This window comes from Halopseudomonas sabulinigri (assembly GCF_900105255.1).
Classification (GTDB): domain Bacteria; phylum Pseudomonadota; class Gammaproteobacteria; order Pseudomonadales; family Pseudomonadaceae; genus Halopseudomonas; species Halopseudomonas sabulinigri.
The window spans coordinates 1,995,438-2,013,778 of record NZ_LT629763.1; the positions used below are offsets into that span (position 1 = coordinate 1,995,438).

Consider the following 18,341-nt stretch of genomic DNA (forward strand, 5'->3'; position numbering starts at 1 on the left):
ACTCTCAGACCATGACCACGGAGCTAACGGATCAGCAAATAACCAGCGCGCTGCAAGGCATCAGCGTGCCGCCCCAGCCGCAGATCATGGTTGACCTGCAGATGGAGCAGGTCATGCCCGACCCTGACCTCAAGGCCATCGCCCGGCTGATCAGCCAGGACCCGGGGCTATCCGGCAGCCTGCTGAAGATCGTCAACTCGCCGTTCTTTGGTCTGGCCAACCGCATCACCTCGATTCAGCAGGCGGTCAATCTGTTGGGCGTCAGCCGGGTCATCAATATCGTCAACGCGCAGTCCATTCGCGGCGAGCTGACCGATGAAAACATCGTCAACCTCAACCGCTTCTGGGATAGCGCGCAGGATATCGCCATGACCTGCATGACGCTGGCCAAGCGCATTGGCTGCGTCGAACCCGATGAAGCCTACGCATTGGGCCTGTTTCATAACTGCGGTATCCCGCTGATGCTCAGCCGCTTCCCTTACTACATCGAGGTAATGGAAGATTCCTACGCGCAGGATCAGGCACGTATCGTCGATATTGAAAACCAGCGTATGAACACCAACCACGCGGTGATCGGCTACTACACCGCCAAATCCTGGCTGCTGCCGCGCCATCTGTGCGAGGCCATCGCCAGCCACCACAACGCGCAACAGCTGTTCCTCGCGCCCGGCAGCGGCGACGCCACTCAGAAAAACCTGCTGGCCATTCTGAAAATGGCCGAGCACATCTGCCAGGCCTATCGCGTGCTCGGCAACCAGAAGGTCGATCACGAATGGAACGCCGTAGGTCACGCCATTCTCGAATACGTCGGCCTGTCCGAGTACGACTTTGAGAACCTCGAAGCCATCTGCCAGGAACTGACCGCTACCGGCGAAGGTCGCTACTACCAGGACTGACCCACGCTGCGCCCCCAGGGGCCACTTTCGCACACTGCCATCTGCCGCTTCACAGGAGAGACCGCATGACCACCCCGCTCGTGATCACCGTAATGTCCGCCGACAAACCTGGCCTGGTTGAAAGCCTGGCTCAGGCCATCAATCAGCACGGCGGCAACTGGCTGGAAAGCCGCATGGCCCGTATGGCCGGTCAATTTGCCGGGATTTTGCGTGTTGATATCGACAGCGACAAGGTTGAGGCGCTGCGCGTAGAGCTGGATGGGCTTACCCACCTGGGCATCAACGTACAAGTGGCCGTCAGCGGCCTGGCCGATGCGCCGGAGCAGCAAACACTGCTGCTCAACCTGGTCGGTAACGACCGCCCCGGTATTGTGCACGAAGTATCTCAGGTGCTGGCCAGCCACGGCGTTAACGTCGAATCGCTGGAAACCGAGTGCGTACCCGCGCCGATGAGCGCCGACCTGTTGTTCAAGGCCGAAGCGCAGCTGGGCGTGTACCCGCAGACCGACCTGGATGCGCTGCGCGATGCACTGGAGAATCTGGCGGATGACCTGATGGTCGAACTGCAGGACCTGCCCCATCCCCAGTAGTGAGCCTACGCTGGCCCGCGCAAAGCACGCGGGCCTCGGCGTCACTCAATGCTTGCCGAGTTTCTTCTCGGTAAACAGATAGTCGCGCAGCTGTTCATCGAACACCGGGTCGCGCCGACGAATCCACTCGATGGTCATCGCGGCGTGTTCCTTTTCTTCATCGCGGTTATGGATCAGCACCGCCTTGAGCTCTTCATCCTTGCACGCATCGACGCGCTGGTTGTACCAGTCCACCGCTTCCAGTTCTTCCATCAGTGATACCACGGCGCGGTGCATATCGCGGGTTTCATCGCTCAGCTCGGCAACGGGTTCATGATAACCTTCGTTCGACATAGCCTATCTCCTCAGGACGTTCACGGATTACACAGGCCCCTCTATGGCGGCCTTGATTAACCGGCAGCCAGGCTGCCGAATTGAAAGATGGGTGGGGCCAAAGCCACCGCGCCGCAAGAGTTTCACGCGGCCGCTCGGTCACAGCAAAAAGGTCAGCCCCACCTGGAACAGCCGTTCCACCGCGGGCACATCACGCTGGTCTGGCACAAACACAATCAGATGGTCGCCGTCTTCGATTACGGTGCTGTCGTGGGCGATGATGACGTTCTCGCCACGCACCACGGCGCCCACCACAGTACCCGAGGGCAAGGCCAGTTCATCCAGACGCCGCCCCACCACCTGTGAGCTCTGGGCGTCGCCATGGGCCACCGCTTCCATTGCCTCTGCGGCGCCACGGCGCAGCGAATGCACCGCCACCACATCACCCTTGCGCACATGGGTCAGCAGCGCGCCGATGGTTGCCTGTTGCGGCGAGATGGCAATGTCGATGGCGCCGCCCTGCACCAGCTCAGCGTAGGCCGGGTTGCTGATCAGGGTGATCACCGTACGCGCGCCCATTCGCTTGGCCAGCATAGACGCCATGATGTTGGCTTCATCGTCATTAGTGACCGCCAGAAACACATCGGTCGCCTCAATGCTTTCCTCGATCAGCAGTTCCCGGTCCGAGGCGCTACCGTGCAGCACCGTGGTGCGCTGCAACTGCTGCGACAGCCACTGGCAGCGCGGCAGATCGTGCTCGATGAGTTTGACCCGGTAATCGCTTTCCAGCGTCTGTGCCAGGCGCGCACCTATGCTGCCGCCACCGGCGATGATGATGCGCTTGTAGGGCTTTTCCTGGCGGCGCAATTCGGTCATGACCGCCCGAATGTCCGATTTGGCGGCCACGAAGAACACCTCGTCGCCTTCCTCGATCACGGTATCGCCGCGTGGCACTACCGAGCGGTCGCGACGGAAGATGGCCGCTACCCGAATTTCCACCGAGGGTAGCAGATCGCGCAGCGCCGAGATTTCGTGCCCCACCAGCGCGCCACCCGGCAGCGCACGCAGCGCCACCAGCTGCGCCCGGCCGCCGGCGAAATTGATCACCTGCAGTGCGCCGGGGTAACGAATCAGTTTTTTCAAATGCTGCGTGACCAGCGCCTCGGGGTTGATCAGCACGTCCACCGGCACCGCCACCTTGGCGAATAGCGCCTTGCCCTGCTCCATGTAGCCCGGCTCACGCACGCGGGCGATCTTGCGCGGCACATTGAACAGCGATTGCGCGACCTGACAGGCAATCATGTTGATTTCATCGCTGTTGGTCACGGCCACCAGCATATCGGCATCTTCCGCGCCCGCCCGTGACAGCGTGACCGGATGCGAGGCCGGCGCACACAGCACCTTTACGTCAAAGCGCTCCTGCACCATCTGCAGTCGCTGCTTGTCGATATCGACCACCGTAATGTCATTGGCTTCACCGGCCAGGTGTTCGACCAGACTACGGCCCACCTGCCCGGCACCCAAGACTATGATTCGCATCGACACTCCCCCAGTGTGTTACCCCAGCCGCGCGCCATCTCAGCCGCGCCAGAACATGGGAGTAAAGAGTACCATCAGCGTCAACAGTTCCAAGCGCCCCATCAGCATCGCCAGCGACAGCAACCACTTGGCGGCGTCCGGCAGGCTGGCAAAGTTGCCCGCCGGCCCAATAATTTCACCCAGCCCAGGGCCCACGTTGGTCAGCGCCGTGGCCGCAGCGGTAAGGCTGGTCAACAGATCCAGCCCCATCGTCGCCAACAGCAGCGTCACCACCGCCAGCGTGACGAAGAACAGAAACGAAAAGGCAATGGCCGACAGAATGATGTCGTCCTGCACCGGCTTGCCGTTGTACTGAGTCACGAACACGCCGTTGGGGTGAATCAGCTTGCGGATTTGTGTGCGCAGGAACAGGTAGCTGAGCTGGAAGCGAAACACCTTCATGCCGCCGCTGGTCGACCCCGAGCAGCCGCCAATAAAGGTCACCACAAAAAACAGCGCAATACTGAAGGTCCCCCACTGGGTGTAATCCCCCGCGGCAAACCCGGTAGTGGTGATGACCGACACCAGATTGAAAGCCGCCTCGGTAACCGCCTGGTAGGGCGTAAACAGGTTCAGGTCGATCAGGTCGATGGTCAACAACAGGGTCACGGCCAGCAAAATACCCAGAAACCCCAGCACCTGCTGGTTCTTGAACAGCATCAGCGATGGCCGCCGGGCAAAGGCAATCAACAGGGTAAAGGGCAACGCACTGAGGATCATGAACAGGGTAGAAACCCAGAGCACCGGTGCATCAAAGCGGCCCATGGAGCGGTCATCGGTAGCAAAGCCGCCGGTCGATACCGTTGCCATGGCATGGTTGATGGCATCAAACAGCGTCATGCCCACCAGCCAGTAGCTGGTAGTACAGGCGACAGTCAGCGTGAGATAGGTGACGACCAGCAGGCGCGCCAGGGACTGAATACGTGGGATCGACTTGTCCGACCAGTCGGACGATTCGGTATGAAACAGCCGCATGCCGCCAATACGCAGAAACGGCAGAATCGACACCGCCATGCCGATCACACCCAGGCCGCCCAGCCACTGCAGCAGCGAGCGCCACAGCAGCAGGCTGGGCGCGAGGTGTTCAATGCCGCTGAGCACCGTAGAGCCGGTGGTGGTAATCCCCGAGACCGCCTCAAACACGGCATCCACCGCGCTAAGCTGAAAGTGGCTGAAGAACAACGGCAAGGCGCCGACCAGCGACAACAGCACCCAGCTGAGGCTGGTCAGCAGGTACAGCTGGCGGGAAATAAGGTGAAAGCCGGGCGTACGGCAACTGAACACCAGGAACAGGCCGCAACTCAGCGTAATGCCGCAGGAGATCAGAAAAACCTCCATCTCCGGATCCTGCCGCCACCAGGCGAACGCCGCCACGCAGGCCATCAGGCCCGACATGATCAGAATCAGAATCCCGCAGACAAACAATACCGGACGTACAAACCGCAACATGTACTGGCCTACCTCGAAAACCGTCTGCTCATGATAGCCAAAGCCGTGGCACCACGCCGTTAATCTTTACTGCATCGACAAGGTTTTTGAGTTGCTCAAGAGGCCCTGCAACGGGGCTGGCCGTCGCAAACCACCCCGCCCAAACAGGGCCACGGCCTGGTCTGCCTCAGCCAGCCCCTTCGTCCCTGCCCAAGAGCATGGCGACCTTGCCCAGCAACTCGGCGGTACTGAAAGGCTTGAGCATGATGTCCATGCCGGGCTCGGTGAATTTCACCCGGTTCTTGGCGCTTTCGGCATAGCCCGTCATGAAAAGAACCGGCAGCTCGGGCCGTGCGGCGCGCGCGTGCTTGGCCAACTCCTTGCCGTTCATGCGCGGCAGGCCAATATCGGTCAGCAGCAAATCAATGGACGGATCGGCCTGGAGTACTTCCAGCGCGCTTTCAGCGCTCTCGGCAGTAGAGCATCGATAGCCGGCATCCAGCAGGGTCTCGCGCAGCACCACGCTGACGGCGGCTATATCGTCCACGATCAACACATGTGCTGCGGTAGCGGCCACAGCACGGGGCGTATCGGCCACTACCTCTTCCGACAGCGTCTCGCCCGCCGGTAACCACAGCGTCACTTCGGTAAAGCGTCCGAGCTCACTGCGCATGCGCGCAATACCGCCCGACTGCCCAGCAAAGCCATACAGCATGGACAGACCCAGCCCGGTCCCCTTGCCGGTTGGCTTGGTGGTAAAGAAAGGATCGAACACCTTATCCAACACCTCCGGCGCCACGCCGGTGCCGTTGTCTCGCACGCGCGCCGCGACGTAGCGTCCATCGGTCAGTTCAGCATCGCCGCTCACATCCAGCAACTGGGTGCTGATACGGATCTCGCCACCCTCGGGCAGGGCGTCCCGGGCGTTAATCACCAGGTTGATCAGCGCACTTTCCAGCTGACTGGCATCAACGTGGGCAATGGCTGGCACCGGCGAAAGATCCAGCACCAGGCTGACATTCTCGCCCACCGAGCGACGGATAAAATCCTCCAGCGAAACAACCAGCGCGTTAAGATCGACCGAACTGGCAGCAAGCGGCTGCTGCCGAGCAAAGGCAAGCAGGCGGTGTGTCAGCGCCGAGCCAGTCTTGGCCGACTGCAACGCGCCTTCGGCATAGCGTTGAATCTGCTCGTATTTACCGCTGTTTACGCGCTCGATGACCAGCTCGAGGCTCATCATCACACTGGTCAGAAGATTGTTGAAATCGTGGGCTATGCCGCCGGTCAGCTTGCCCAACGAATCCATCTTGCTGGCCTGCAGCAGCTGAGCCTCAGTGCGCTGACGCTCTTGGACTTCAGCTCGCAACTGCTGACTGACAGTGGCCAGCAACTCTTCCTGGCTGCGCTGTTTGTGCAGCCGCTCGGTGACATCCTCAATAAAAATGAACGACAGGTCGGGCGCCCGGTATGGCGCGACCTGCCACTGGGTAGTGCGATCCGATTCCTCACCCAGCATGGACAGCAAGCCACTCCAGCGACCACGGTTGCGAATCACTTCGCGCACAATATCCAGGGTAGCATCTTGATCTTTCACCATGCAGTCGTCCAACTCGTCGCCCGTGCAATCAAGGGCAAGTCGGGTGAAAGCCTGGTTTCGGTTATGAATATTGAGGGAGGAATCCACCACCACAATGGGCGCGGAGATGTTTTCGAATATCTCGCGGAAATGCTCTTCCCGCTCCTTCAGCGCGGTTTCGGTATCGCGTACCCGCAACAGGGTGCCCAAGGTGGCCAACAGCACATCGGGGTCTATCGGATGCACCAGATAGGCATCGGCGCCCGCATCCAGTCCGGAAATGATATCGCGGGTATCAATGGAGGCGGCTGAAACATGGATCACGGGCAGCAACGCCGTGCGCGGAGCGGCGCGCAAACGCCGGGCGATATCAAAGCCGCTCATATCAGGCAGATTGACATCCAGGATCACTGCATCCAGCCCGTTCGCCTCAATCAGTGCCAACCCATCCGCGCCATTACCCGCTTCGATCACACGGTAGCCGTGACTTTCCAGCCGTCTGCGCATGGCGTAACGCGTTGCTGCGTTATCGTCTACTATCAGCAGGTGTCGCTCACTCATCATCTTCCTCCCCGCTTGGCGACACCGGCATGACAAGGTAGAAGGTCGAGCCCACCGTCGGATTGCTCTCTACCCCCACACTGCCACCCAGCAACTCCGCATAACGCTTGCACAGTGACAAGCCAAGGCCCGTGCCGCGAAGGCGCTTCTGCAACGGTGAGTCGATTTGCACAAAGTCCTCGAACAACTGCCCGTGCAGTTCTTCGGGAATGCCGATGCCCGTGTCACTCACGGCAAAGCGCACCTCGTTTTCACCCACCAACTGCGCTGACACGCGCACTTCACCACGGAGAGTAAATTTAAGGGCGTTGGAAATAAAATTGCGCAGAATCTGCGCCAGCTTCTTGTCATCGGTAAACAGCCTAGTGATGCCAACCGGTTCTTCAAACACCAGGTCTACCGACTCACTGTCGACAATCGGTCTGAATGTACCGCGCAGGGCAGCAAACAGGTCGAACATGTCGAACCAGCCTGGCGATATGGTAATCCGCCCCGCCTCGATCTTGGCCAGGTCGAGCAAGTCATTGACCATTTCGGTCAACTCCTGCGCCGAGGTTCTGACAAACACCACTTGCTTCTGCTGCTCATCATTGAGCGGGCCATCCAACTGATCTCTGAGCAAGCCGGTAATGCTCAATATAGAACCCAATGGCGTGCGAAACTCGTGGCTCATATACGACAGGAAGCGGCTCTTCAGCTCGGACGCCTGCTTGAGCTGAAGCGCCTGGGTATCCAACTCGGCGTAGAGCGCCAGCACGCCCTGGTTGGTTTCTTCAAGTTCCTGCCGCAGTGAGGCATTTTCTGCCTGCAGACGCATAAGTTCGGTTGATTCAGCCATGGGCCAACTCCAGATCGATAGCCATGATGGTGACATCATCCCGGCCGCGGCAAAAGTCCCGGTGCAGCACCGCGGTAATGGTCGCAGGGTGCTGCAAAAGCAGGCCGGGGTAATCATTGATGTCCCAACGTGTCTGCAGACCGTCGCTGTACATCAGCAGCAATTGTCCACTTGCCTCCGGGTAGACAAAGGTATTCATCTTGCGGAACTGACCACCGACGATGCCGGGATAGGACACCAACCCACGCGAGTTAACCGGCGACAGCAACCGCGCACCTATGTTGCCAATACCTGAGAACTGCAAATTGCCACTATCGCCTTCATATTGTGCGATGGCCGCCGCGCCACCCCGCGTACCAGTCATGCCCCGGTGCAGGGCAGCCATCAGCGCATCAGGACTGTCGAATGGCCGCGCAGCGAAAATCTCGCGCCCCGCGCGCGCCGCCGCCTCTGCCTCTTCGCCATGGCCCAGCCCGTCAATCACCAGCGCGCTCAGCTTCTTGCCACTCACGCTGAACTGCCAGGTATCGCCGCAAGCGGTTTCGCCCTTCAACGCATGCTGATTGATGCCAAAGCGCACGTCTTTGACCCCGGCAGGGCATACACGTGCCAGCACAACGGCACCACGTTCATCAGCAAAGACGTCCAGCAACTGTGACTGCCTGGAAATAGACCCCAAACCCTCACCCTGAGTGCCACCGGTCGAATAGCCATCGCGCAGGCAACGGTGGAGATCAAAGCCGGGGCCCCGGTCGATGGCGACCAGTTCAACACAATTGCCGCCAGGCAAAACCAATACTCGGCAATGCAACTCGCCGCCGCCGGCGTGCTTGCGAATATTGCTGGTGAGCTCGGTTGCTACCAGCGCGGCGCGGCCGGCGTCGTTTTGGTCAAAACCGGCCATCTCGGCCAGTTGTTTGGCACAACGCCGCGCCTGGCCGATCTGACTTTCCTCCTCAATCACGATGACGTCAGTGAGGCTTCCGCCAATGTTCAGCTCCATTGGACGATCGAAATGCGCGTGCCTTCGCCCAATGCAGTCTCAATATCGAACTCATTGACCAGACGTTTGGAGCCGGTGAGCCCCAGGCCCAAACCGCTGCCCGAGGTCCAGCCGTCGGTCATCGCCAGGTCCATGTCGGCAATGCCTGGCCCTTGATCCGTAAACACCACGCGCAAGCCCTTGCGCATGCCTTCTTCCAGCACCTGCCAGGCCATATCGCCCCCGCCACCGTGTATAAGCGTATTACGTGCCAACTCACTGACGGCGGTAACCAGCTTGGTTTGTGCTACCAGCCGCAAGCCGCAATCCTGAGCCAGTTTGCGGCAAAGCTGACGCGCCATGACGATATCCTGCTCGGTACGGATGGGTTGGGTTCCTTCATCCAGTATGTTCATTGCTGCTGCACTTTTGCGCGCAGCAACTGCATTCCACGGTCTACATCCATTGCGGTAGCTACACCTGGTAAATTCAATCCAAGCTCAACCAGCGTGATAGCGACTGCCGGCTGCATGCCCACCAACACCGTTTGCGCATCCATGATCTTGGATAGTCCTGAAATGTTGGCGATCATTCGCCCGATAAAAGAGTCGACGATTTCCAGCGCGGAAATATCGATAAGCACCCCACGCGCCGCTGTCTCACTGATACGCGTGGCCAGGTCTTCCTGCAGGGTAAGCGCCAATTGGTCGTGCATCTCTACCTGAACGGTGACCAGCAGATACTCACCCATCCTCAGTATAGGAATACGCTCCATGATCAGCTCGCCTTGGTAACAGTCAGATTTGCGCGCTTCAACGCCAGCGCAAAGGCATCGGCCAGATTGGCCTTGGTCACAATACCTTCCAGATCCAGCCCCAAATGCACAATGGTCTGAGCAATCTGCGGACGCACGCCGCTGATAATGCAGTCAGCGCCCATCAGGCGAATAGCCGTGACGGTTTTCAGCAGGTGCTGAGCAACCAGAGTGTCGACCGTCGGCACGCCAGTGATGTCGATGATGGCGATTTCCGAACCGGTGTCCAGAATGCGCTGCAGCAGCGACTCCATCACCACCTGGGTACGCTGGGAGTCCAGGGTGCCAATCATGGGCAGCGCCAGGATGCCGTCCCACAGCTTGACCACCGGCGTGGAGAGCTCCAACAACTCTTCCTGTTGGCGCTTGATAACGGATTCACGGGCCTTCTGGAAAGTGCTTGCGGTAAACAGGCCCATGGAGTCCAGCAGCTCTGACAGGCTAGTGATATTGGTCGTCAGGGTCACCGGATCCAGTTCTGCCTTGCGTTGCAGCACATCGAATACTGGCCGCTTCAGCGAGAAAATAAAGCTGGCCGTCTGCTGGGCGTCAAAGCCCTGTAGCGCGCGGCTGTGCGATAGCTTCTCAAGAAACTCACGTGTTTCACTCCAGCCGCTGGCGTTCCACTGGGTGCCGGCGTTCGCAGCGCCGTCAGCAAACAGGGCCAGAAATCCAGAGGTCTGTTTGCGCAACTCTTCTGGCCGCACCCCTCTGGAAGAACCACTCTCCTCAAGCCCCTCGATCCAGGCCGATTGAACTTCGGCTTGTTGCTTGAGCAGCGCATCGATAGCACTTTTATCCAATTTTGACATTCGTCCATTCTCGTATGTGAGATTAATCCATTCTGCCTGCCGGGCTTTGTAGCATAGAGCGCCAGCCCAAAGCGATCCCGGCCATGGTACTGCCGAAGTCAGGCAAATTGCACCCGATTCCGAACCACCACAGCTCACTGAAAAGACCCGCCAGCGCCGGCTGGAACCGATCAGCTCAGCTGGGCGTCAGCCAGCCGCGCCGCCGCACGCGAGTTTCAGACAGTGACAACCCGCCTATTACTCCCGAGCTGACGCAGCAACACTTAAAAGTCATGGCACTGTAACGTTATCGCCACCTTTCTGTCGCATTCTATTGGCCTCCCAATCCGCCCGCCCTGCACACAAGGTAACCAATGCGCTCAGTTAACCGACGCTTTCTGTACTCTCTCTGGCTAGCCCTCGTCTGTCTGCCCGGCAACGTCACCGCGCATCAGCTGGAGATTCACGGTTCCAACACCATCGGTGCCACACTGGCCCCCACCCTGATGACTGCCTTTCTGCAGCAACTGAGCGGGACCGCGGTCACGACCAAAGGCACCGGCACCGCCAACGAGACCGTGCTCAGCACCCTGCGCGACGGCGAGCCGCTGTCGGTGCTGGTGGCCGCACACGGCACCAGCACCGGTTATGCCGCGCTGGCAGCCAACAAGGCTGATATCTGGGCCGCCTCACGCCGCGTCACCGATAAGGAAATCGCCGCCATGGCCAGCCGGGCCGACCTGGTCAGCGCCGCCAGCGAGCACGTTATAGTCATCGACGGTCTGGCGGTGCTGGTTCACCCGTCCAATCCGGTAAACCAGCTGAGCATCGACACCCTGGCGCGCATCTTTGCCGGCGAGATCAGCAACTGGAGCGCCCTTGGCGGGCCCGACCGCGCCATCCATCTCTACGCCCGCGACGACCAGTCAGGCACCTGGGATACCTTCAAGTCGCTGGTACTGGCCGGTAAGTACAGCCTGAGCGAGCAGGCAAAACGTTACGAGTCCAACGATCAACTGTCTGACGACGTCAGCGCCGATCCCGCGGGCATCGGCTTTGCCGGCTTTGCCTCGGTGCGCAACAGCAAACTGCTGGCGATAGCCGACGGCAATGCCCCGGCGCTCAAACCCAACAAGCTCTCGGTAGCCACGGAAGACTACCCCCTGTCACGCCGTCTTTATCTGTACACCGCCGGCGCCAATACGCCGCCATTGGCGCAGGCCTTTATCGACTTTGCCCAAAGCCAGGCCGGCCAGGAACTGGCCGGCACCACCGGCTTCTTCGCGCAAACCCCGTTCGCCGTAGACCCGGTGTACGACGCCAGCGTGCCTGACACCTTCAAGCGCCTGACCGAGCACTATCAACGCCTCTCGGTCAACATTCGCTTCGCCGAAGGCCGCACCCGCCTGGATAACAAGGCACAACGGGACCTGCTGCGCATTCAGGATTACCTGCAGCAAAGCGGCAAAAGCGGACGCGACCTGATGCTGATCGGCTTTGCCGATCAACAAAACGACGAACTGCGCGCGCAGATGATCTCAGAGTTGCGCGCCTTATCGGTCAGCAAAGCGCTACGTGAGCTCGGCACCCAGGTACAGGGCCACACCGGTTACGGCCACTACATGCAGGTAGCGTCGGGCGGCGGCGACAGCGGTGAACAGCGCAATGGCCGCGTAGAGATTTGGGTGCAGCGCTAGCCGCGGTTCAGCCAGTCTTGGCCTTCTTCGGCTCCGCTGCCGCCAGGCGCTCCAGAAACATCGCCAGTGCAACCTCTTCCGCCTTGAGCCCCTTGCGCACCCGCGGCTTCGGCATCTTGGACAGCTCGCCCAGACTGAAATGCTCCAGCACTTTGGGATGGATATAGCACTTGCGGCACACCGCGGGGGTGTTACCCAACTGGCGAGCCACCTCCTTGACCATGGCCACCACATGCCGTTTGGCCTCTGACTCCGGCTGCCATTCCAGCTCCCGCAGCACCGCCAACGCCATGGCTGTGCCCGCCCAGGTGCGGTAATCCTTGGCGGTAAAATCCGCTCCGGTCAGGCTGTGCAGGTAAGCATTCACGTCGGAGGAACTGACATTGTGCCGCTCGCCCTCCTCGTCCACATACTGGAACAGATTCTGCCCCGGCAGCTCCTGACAGCGCTTGACCACCCTGGCCATGCGCTTGTCCTTCACGCCGACCTCATGCTCCACCCCACTCTTGCCGCGAAAATGAAACCGTATCTCGCTGCCGTGCACCTCCACATGCCGCGTGCGCAGCGTGGTCAGCCCGTAGGATTTGTTCTCCCGCGCGTACTGCGTATTACCCACGCGAATCAGCGTCGCATCCAGCAGCATCACCACGGTGGCCAGCACCTTCTCGCGGCTGAATCCGCGCTCGGCAATTTGCGTCTCCAGCTGTTTACGCAGCTTGGGCAGCGCCTTGCCGAACTCCTGCAGCCGCGAGTATTTGTCCATATCACGCACCTCGCGCCAGCGCGGATGATAACGGTACTGCTTGCGCCCCTTGGCATCGCGCCCAGTAGCCTGCAGGTGCCCGCGCGGATCAGCACAAATCCACACATCGGTATAGGCCGGCGGCACCGCCAGCGCATTCAGCCGCTTCACCTCATCCGCATCGTTGATGCGCTCACCCTCGGGGTCATAGTACTGAAACTTGCCGCGCACCTTCTTGCGGCGGATGCCGGGCTGGGAGTCGTCGACATAGTGAAGGTCGCGAGGCAGATCGGCTTGCAACGCGGAATCGGGCATGGCGTGGTTTTCCTGCGGTTAATCAAATGGGAATATCTGATTGACCGCATGGGTGGGCGGTGGTGCCGGAGGGTTTTAGGGAAATTGATGCTGACCGGCAGGCAGCGGTCGATTTGGAGAAAAAGTAGCTGCAACCTCATGCCGTCGGCAAAATTGAGCCATGCCAGTGTGGGAGTGTGGTAAGTGAAGTCAAATGAGATTTTTTGACTCCACTTACCCGAATCACTTCTCACCGGGTTACCCGACCCTGTGACTATAAAATCAAAACTGGCCTATCGGCTCTCATCCTTGCCCAGCATTGCGAGATCAACTGCGACTTCTACCGCCTGCTCTAGCCAGAAGCTGTCGGTATCGTCACTGTCAGGCCCGGCTGCGGCTAATCGAGCTGCATGCAAGTCCTGCAGCGTCGCAAACGCAGAGGGTTTCAGGCCCATCGTCGGCGGCGGAGCAACCGCAATCGATTTCGCAGGAAGCGCCAACGGATCGGGCTTGCGCATCAGCGGTAAATCAGAGGGCAGTAGCAAATCAGGCTTGAGCCCGGTTAATTGAATCCCTTCGCCGTCAACCCGATAGAGTCGGGCGACAGTGATGTACAATTCTCCTGGCTGGGAGATCCCAGTATGCGGCCTGTTAGCCAGCTGATGCGGATAGCGAACCAGCCCTGAACCCCAAGTGCCCTCACCAACCAGAACGGCACGGCCTCGATCCCTAAGGGCCGCGGCGAAAAGCTCTGTACCCGATGCAGAGTTCCGATTGAGCAGAATCACCAGCGGCTGATTATAGACCACCGCCTGCGCGTCCGGCGTCATCGGCTGTGTCCGGTCGTCCCGGCCCTGCATGAATACCACTGTCTCGGGCGCCATGAACCAGGCCGTCAAGTCCACGGCCTCTTTGAGCGACCCACCTCCGTTTCCACGCATGTCCAGCACTATCGCTTCCGCGCCCTGCCCCTTCAAGTCCGCGAGTACTCGTCCGAGATCACGAGCGGAACTGGCAGGGTTGGCATCGCCTCGCCGGTGCGCTCGATAGTCGAAGTAGAACGACGGCACCCGCACCACGCCGACACGTCGGGACCGGCCATCGCGAATGCTCTCGATCAGCGACCCACTGACAGCCGCTTCTTGCAACGGCACCTCTTCGCGCCGAAGTGCAATGAGCGACACCTCGGCCGGCGCCTCCTTCTTAAGCCGTATTACCTTCAGAAAAACCGTGCTACCCGCTTTTCCGCGTATCAGCTCGACTGTTTTATCAAGCGACCAACCGAGAACCGTCTGCAACTGCGTGTCAGACTCGCCTACAGCCAAAATAATATCTCCCTGGCGCAGCCCCGTTTCGCGCGACGCCGGACCAGCGGGAGCAATGTTAACTATCTCGGTGCGATCACCAACTAGCCGCAACGTCAGACCGACACCTACCAGCCCAAGCTGGAAATTGACGCCATGCTGCGGATAATAGGTACTGGCGCTGTCGTAGGCGGCCACCAGCGCATGCATACAGTCCATACAGGAATCAACCGGATGTTCGGCGAGCATCTCCTGAGGCAATTTGCCGTAGCTCGATAACCACACATCGACAGTGGTTCGCCTGTCTAAGCCCAGCTCGGCAGAGCTTGCAACCTGCTGCTGCAACACCGCCTTCCAGCGAGACTCAAGCTCCGCCATAGAGGCTGCCCATGCTCGGTCAGCTGGCACCACTGGTACAGTCACACTCTCGAACAGGCTTTCCGTGGAGAGCATATCAATCGCCAGTGCCGCTCTGGCTTTAACGCGACGGTGCAAGCGACGAATCAACTCGCGCGGAGATTCCAAATCGTTTGCTCGATAACGCGACGGCCATTGAGATGCCGTCGAGGCCGCGGCCTGTAGATCGCTTTCCAGCAAATAGAGCCGATCTGGATCAAGGCGCGCTGCAAGCGCCTCAACAATACGTGTACCGAGGATCTGGTCCGAAGCGGGTGGCTCTAGATGCACTGCCTGCATTTCGAGGTAAATGAGCTCAGCCAACGAAGTCGCGGGCGCTTCGCGTGCAGCGCGCTGCTGTGCGCTGTAGCCGGAGGAGGGTTTAACCGGGGCACAGCCAGCGGCGACAGTTAAAATCACCCCGACCGCAACGGCACCCACGCGTCGTACCGAAAATAGCTTATACATCCGAATTCCTTATCTTGATCGCAATACAGCGCAACATCCTTGCCAACCGTTTTTTAGAGGCCTTAACCTAAACTCTCCAACGCTAGTACCGTAGCAAGTCTTGCCGCTCAGGCGCTGGAAAAAAGTGGATTTGCTGCCTACCTCATTTTTCTAACTAATACAGAACACACTGTACAAACCGCTCTTGCGCAGCACCAGGGAGCGATCAGTAAGCACTGCAGCCCCGCCTGCAGTGCATATCCCGTTGAGCTATCAATCCACAGAACCGCGTACCCTCCTGAATGACACTGTCGGGTGCGTAACCAGGTGCAGATGAACAGTAATTGTTGTTTATTCCGCGTGAAAGCCTTCCTGCCGCGAGACAGCAATTTACTGCAACACTCTACTACCTATCCAGCTCATACCGTTCAACACCCACAAAATCCGGCAGCCAAGCCTCACGCCGGCAGGCCCACACCTCGTAAGTAGGCTTTAGCTGCGCCGTGGAGTCCAGCGCCCCCAGATGCACTTCAACTTCCTCACCGCTGCTCGCAAACACGGAAGAGCCGCAGCGCGGGCAGAAGTGACGGCCTTGGTAGTGGTGGGTCTCCCCCGTGACGCTGACGGCGGTTTGCGGGAAGATGGCGGCGGCGTAGAAGAGCGCGCCGTGGTGTTTGCGGCAGTCGTGGCAATGGCACAAACCAACCCGGTTGGGTTGCCCGGTGGCCAGCAGGCGCACTGCGCCGCAGAGGCAGCCGCCGCTGAAGGTTGGCGCGCCGCTTTCCTGCGCCGCTACCATGCGGACGCCAGCGAAAACGGCATACGCAGGGGTGCGATCTCGCCCTGGCGGGCGCCGCACATTTCATCGTGTACTACGTGTTGCACCAATACGCAGGGTGGCGCCGGTGGGTCGGCTGGCAGATCGCGCAGCAGATCACGTACGTGCGTGGTGGAGCGCAGGTGCAAGGTATTGCCGCGCGCATCCTGCAGGGTATGGCAGCCGTTAAGCAGGTGGGCGCGCACGATATAAATGCCGCCTTCCAGCGAGAGCACTTCAAGCTCACGCACCTGACCCTCGCTGGCCAGTTTGATCAGTTGTTGCAGGTTCATTGGGCACCTCCTGTTTGCCAACGCCGATTACCAGGGCAATCGCTCTCCGTTATAGGCGAAGAAGCCGCCGCTGTCTGCTGCTGTGCTGTTATCCACTACCCTGAGCAGTTCTGCCGCGGCCTGGGCGGCCGGCCGCGCCTTGGCCGCGCCACGGAAGGGCTGCGACAGGGGCGATATCACCGTGCCGGGATGCAGGCTGAGTAAACGCGCTTGGGGATGCTGGCGGGCATGCTCTATCGCCGCCGTCTTGAGCAGCATATTGAGCGCGGCCTTGGAGGCGCGGTAGGCGTACCAGCCACCCAGGCGGTTGTCTTCGATGCTGCCCACCTTGGCCGAGAGTACGGCCAGGGCGCCACGTGCGTCCAGCAGCGGTAAAAAATGCCGCATCACCAGCGCCGGCCCCAGGCTGTTGACTTGAAATACCCGTTGCAGCGCATCTGCCTCGATGGCGGACATTGACTTTTCCGGCGCGAGACCAGGCGCGTGCAACAGCCCGGTGGCCAGCAGAATGAGCTGATAAGGTCCCTGCCCGGCCAGCGCTTGAGCTGCCGCCGCGATGCTGGGCGGATCGGCAAGATCGAGCGCCGGCGTGGACTGGCGGCTGAGTTCAGTCACCAGGGCGCAGCCGGGGTCTGCCCGCAACTGCGCACAGAACGCCCGCCCCAGCGCCCCAGTACTGCCAATCACCAAGGCGCGGTAATCTGTCCCGAACGACTGCAAAGCCGGCATGCCGCATTCTCCCATCCTGCCCTGCCCTCACCGAGCCACACCGCCCTCCCGGGCCAGTGCCATTCGCGATGGGGGTTCAAGGTTGTACACAGTCACGCGGTCGACGTGCAATCACCCGCGGCGCCCAGGCTATACACGCTAACGCCTTACGGCGCAACAATCTATACACAAGTTGTACACAACAGGAGCGACGCTGAATTGCGTTACGCCGGCGGCAGCTGAAAGCGCGTCGCGGCAAAGCGGTTTAGCAGCAGGTGCATCAGGTAGACCGCCCCCAGGGACAAGGTGACCGCGATGGCCAGGGACCAGAAGCGATACAGGTCGCTGTAGAAAAGATCCTGACGGGGTGACAGATACTGACCAAACAGAATGGCCATGGTGGTGAGTGCCGCCATACCGGCGCCGGTGCCGCCCTCCAGCAGGTGAATGCGCGCGAAGAGCATCAGGCATACCCACAGGCCCACGGCGACAAAGGGCAGCACGTCGAAGTGATCCATCAACACGAACTGCACCACCAGGCCCAGGTTACATCCCACCAGGGTACCCAGGGCGCGGTTCCAGCCTGCCGGGCCGGCGCCTTTCCAGTTCAGCGGGAACAGCACCAGTATGCTGGCGACCTGCGCCGACAGCCCGCTTTGCAGGTTGAACACCTGAAAGACAATGAACGACAGGGTGGCTACCGTGGTGGCCAGTATCACCTCGTGGCGCTGGTTGGTGAGCGGCTTGGGCGGCATCTGCCGGGGCTGGCGTGGCGCAACGTCGGCAAAAACCACGTGCATCAGCATGGCAATGAACAGGGTGGTAAAGACCGAGACGATGTTGGAGGCCACGATATCGCCGATATCCGCCGTGGGGTAGCTGGCAAAGTGCAGCTGCATCGACATGTTGACGATCGACATGGCGCCAAACAGGAAGTTACTGCCACGGCTCATCTGCCGGAACAGCAAGGCAAACATGGCCGCGACCAGCATGATCATGGGGATCGGCTTGTCGCCGAACAGCCCCTGAACCACCAGCACGGCAAAGCTCACCATCAGCATATTGGCAAGAAACTGGCGCATTACATGCGCATTGAGCGTGGGCACCATGGCCAGCAACAGAATCGGCTGCACGACAAAGAAGGCGCCGTAGTTCCAGCCCATCAGCTTGCACAGCACAAAACCGAGGGTGCCGCCAAAGGCGATGCGCAGGCACTGGCGTACATCGTTGGCTTCCAGCTGCCGTTTGCTCATCAACAGAATGGGTCGCATGGCCGC

At 60.1% G+C, this 18,341-nt stretch carries 18 protein-coding genes; 3 read left to right on the forward strand and 15 right to left on the reverse strand.

Translation table 11 applies throughout. The annotated features are described in order from the left end of the window. Positions 1 to 11: 11 nt before the first annotated feature. Together BLU26_RS08950 and BLU26_RS08955 are read left to right on the forward strand one after the other, a co-directional pair. The gene (locus BLU26_RS08950) at positions 12 to 896 is read left to right on the forward strand and encodes an HDOD domain-containing protein (protein WP_092285857.1); all 885 of its coding nucleotides are present in this window, start codon (positions 12 to 14) and stop codon (positions 894 to 896) included. Between the two features lie 65 nt (positions 897 to 961). Further along, positions 962 to 1,486, forward strand: a complete 525-nt coding sequence (locus tag BLU26_RS08955) for a glycine cleavage system protein R (RefSeq protein WP_092285859.1) — start codon at positions 962 to 964, stop codon at positions 1,484 to 1,486. Positions 1,487 to 1,531: 45 nt separating this feature from the next. On the opposite strand, the gene BLU26_RS08960 is transcribed toward BLU26_RS08955, so the two are convergent. The 9 genes from BLU26_RS08960 to BLU26_RS09000 all read right to left on the reverse strand — a co-directional run bounded on the left by BLU26_RS08960 (position 1,532) and on the right by BLU26_RS09000 (position 10,387). Further along, complete coding sequence (locus BLU26_RS08960; RefSeq protein WP_092285861.1) at positions 1,532 to 1,819, reverse strand: encapsulin-associated ferritin-like protein; 288 nt, start codon at positions 1,817 to 1,819, stop codon at positions 1,532 to 1,534. A 138-nt stretch (positions 1,820 to 1,957) separates the two neighbouring features. Continuing rightward, on the reverse strand, positions 1,958 to 3,337 hold the full coding sequence (gene trkA, locus BLU26_RS08965) for a Trk system potassium transporter TrkA (RefSeq protein ID WP_092285863.1): 1,380 nt from the start codon (positions 3,335 to 3,337) through the stop codon (positions 1,958 to 1,960). 39 nt (positions 3,338 to 3,376) lie between these two features. Beyond that, complete coding sequence (locus tag BLU26_RS08970; RefSeq protein WP_092285865.1) at positions 3,377 to 4,825, reverse strand: TrkH family potassium uptake protein; 1,449 nt, start codon at positions 4,823 to 4,825, stop codon at positions 3,377 to 3,379. Positions 4,826 to 4,991: 166 nt separating this feature from the next. After that, on the reverse strand, positions 4,992 to 6,944 hold the full coding sequence (locus tag BLU26_RS08975; protein WP_092285867.1) for a response regulator: 1,953 nt from the start codon (positions 6,942 to 6,944) through the stop codon (positions 4,992 to 4,994). Continuing rightward, complete coding sequence (locus tag BLU26_RS08980; RefSeq protein ID WP_092285869.1) at positions 6,934 to 7,779, reverse strand: sensor histidine kinase; 846 nt, start codon at positions 7,777 to 7,779, stop codon at positions 6,934 to 6,936. The genes BLU26_RS08975 and BLU26_RS08980 overlap by 11 nt, the downstream gene beginning before the upstream one ends. Continuing rightward, positions 7,772 to 8,776, reverse strand: coding sequence for a SpoIIE family protein phosphatase (locus BLU26_RS08985; protein WP_092288426.1), 1,005 nt, complete (start codon positions 8,774 to 8,776; stop codon positions 7,772 to 7,774). Before BLU26_RS08985 ends, BLU26_RS08980 begins: the two co-directional genes overlap by 8 nt. Next, positions 8,773 to 9,177 (reverse strand): anti-sigma regulatory factor, encoded by a 405-nt coding sequence (locus BLU26_RS08990; protein WP_092285871.1) that lies wholly within the window; start codon positions 9,175 to 9,177, stop codon positions 8,773 to 8,775. The genes BLU26_RS08985 and BLU26_RS08990 overlap by 4 nt, the downstream gene beginning before the upstream one ends. Beyond that, on the reverse strand, positions 9,174 to 9,536 hold the full coding sequence (locus BLU26_RS08995) for an STAS domain-containing protein (protein ID WP_092285874.1): 363 nt from the start codon (positions 9,534 to 9,536) through the stop codon (positions 9,174 to 9,176). The genes BLU26_RS08990 and BLU26_RS08995 overlap by 4 nt, the downstream gene beginning before the upstream one ends. A 2-nt stretch (positions 9,537 to 9,538) precedes the next feature. Beyond that, the gene (locus BLU26_RS09000) at positions 9,539 to 10,387 is read right to left on the reverse strand and encodes an STAS domain-containing protein (protein WP_092285876.1); all 849 of its coding nucleotides are present in this window, start codon (positions 10,385 to 10,387) and stop codon (positions 9,539 to 9,541) included. A 353-nt stretch (positions 10,388 to 10,740) separates the two neighbouring features. On the opposite strand from BLU26_RS09000, the gene BLU26_RS09005 reads away from it, so the two are divergent. Further along, positions 10,741 to 12,063 (forward strand): substrate-binding domain-containing protein, encoded by a 1,323-nt coding sequence (locus BLU26_RS09005; RefSeq protein WP_092285878.1) that lies wholly within the window; start codon positions 10,741 to 10,743, stop codon positions 12,061 to 12,063. A 7-nt stretch (positions 12,064 to 12,070) separates the two neighbouring features. Here BLU26_RS09005 and BLU26_RS09010 read toward each other — a convergent pair whose 3' ends face one another. From BLU26_RS09010 to BLU26_RS09035, 6 genes are all read right to left on the reverse strand, one after another. Further along, positions 12,071 to 13,120 (reverse strand): DNA topoisomerase IB, encoded by a 1,050-nt coding sequence (locus BLU26_RS09010; RefSeq protein WP_092285880.1) that lies wholly within the window; start codon positions 13,118 to 13,120, stop codon positions 12,071 to 12,073. A gap of 272 nt (positions 13,121 to 13,392) precedes the next feature. Continuing rightward, entirely contained in the window at positions 13,393 to 15,267 is a 1,875-nt protein-coding gene (locus BLU26_RS09015; RefSeq protein WP_092285882.1) for a S41 family peptidase, read from the reverse strand. A gap of 385 nt (positions 15,268 to 15,652) precedes the next feature. Then, entirely contained in the window at positions 15,653 to 16,045 is a 393-nt protein-coding gene (locus tag BLU26_RS09020) for a GFA family protein (protein WP_092285884.1), read from the reverse strand. Next, the gene (locus tag BLU26_RS09025) at positions 16,039 to 16,356 is read right to left on the reverse strand and encodes a DUF6482 family protein (RefSeq protein WP_092285886.1); all 318 of its coding nucleotides are present in this window, start codon (positions 16,354 to 16,356) and stop codon (positions 16,039 to 16,041) included. The genes BLU26_RS09020 and BLU26_RS09025 overlap by 7 nt, the downstream gene beginning before the upstream one ends. Before the next feature lie 27 nt (positions 16,357 to 16,383). Next, positions 16,384 to 17,085 carry an SDR family oxidoreductase gene (locus BLU26_RS09030; RefSeq protein ID WP_092285888.1) on the reverse strand — a complete coding sequence of 234 codons (702 nt, stop codon included), beginning with the start codon at positions 17,083 to 17,085 and terminating at the stop codon, positions 16,384 to 16,386. Positions 17,086 to 17,288: 203 nt separating this feature from the next. Then, positions 17,289 to 18,335, reverse strand: coding sequence for a DUF2955 domain-containing protein (locus BLU26_RS09035; RefSeq protein WP_092285890.1), 1,047 nt, complete (start codon positions 18,333 to 18,335; stop codon positions 17,289 to 17,291). Between the last annotated feature and the right edge of the window lie 6 nt (positions 18,336 to 18,341).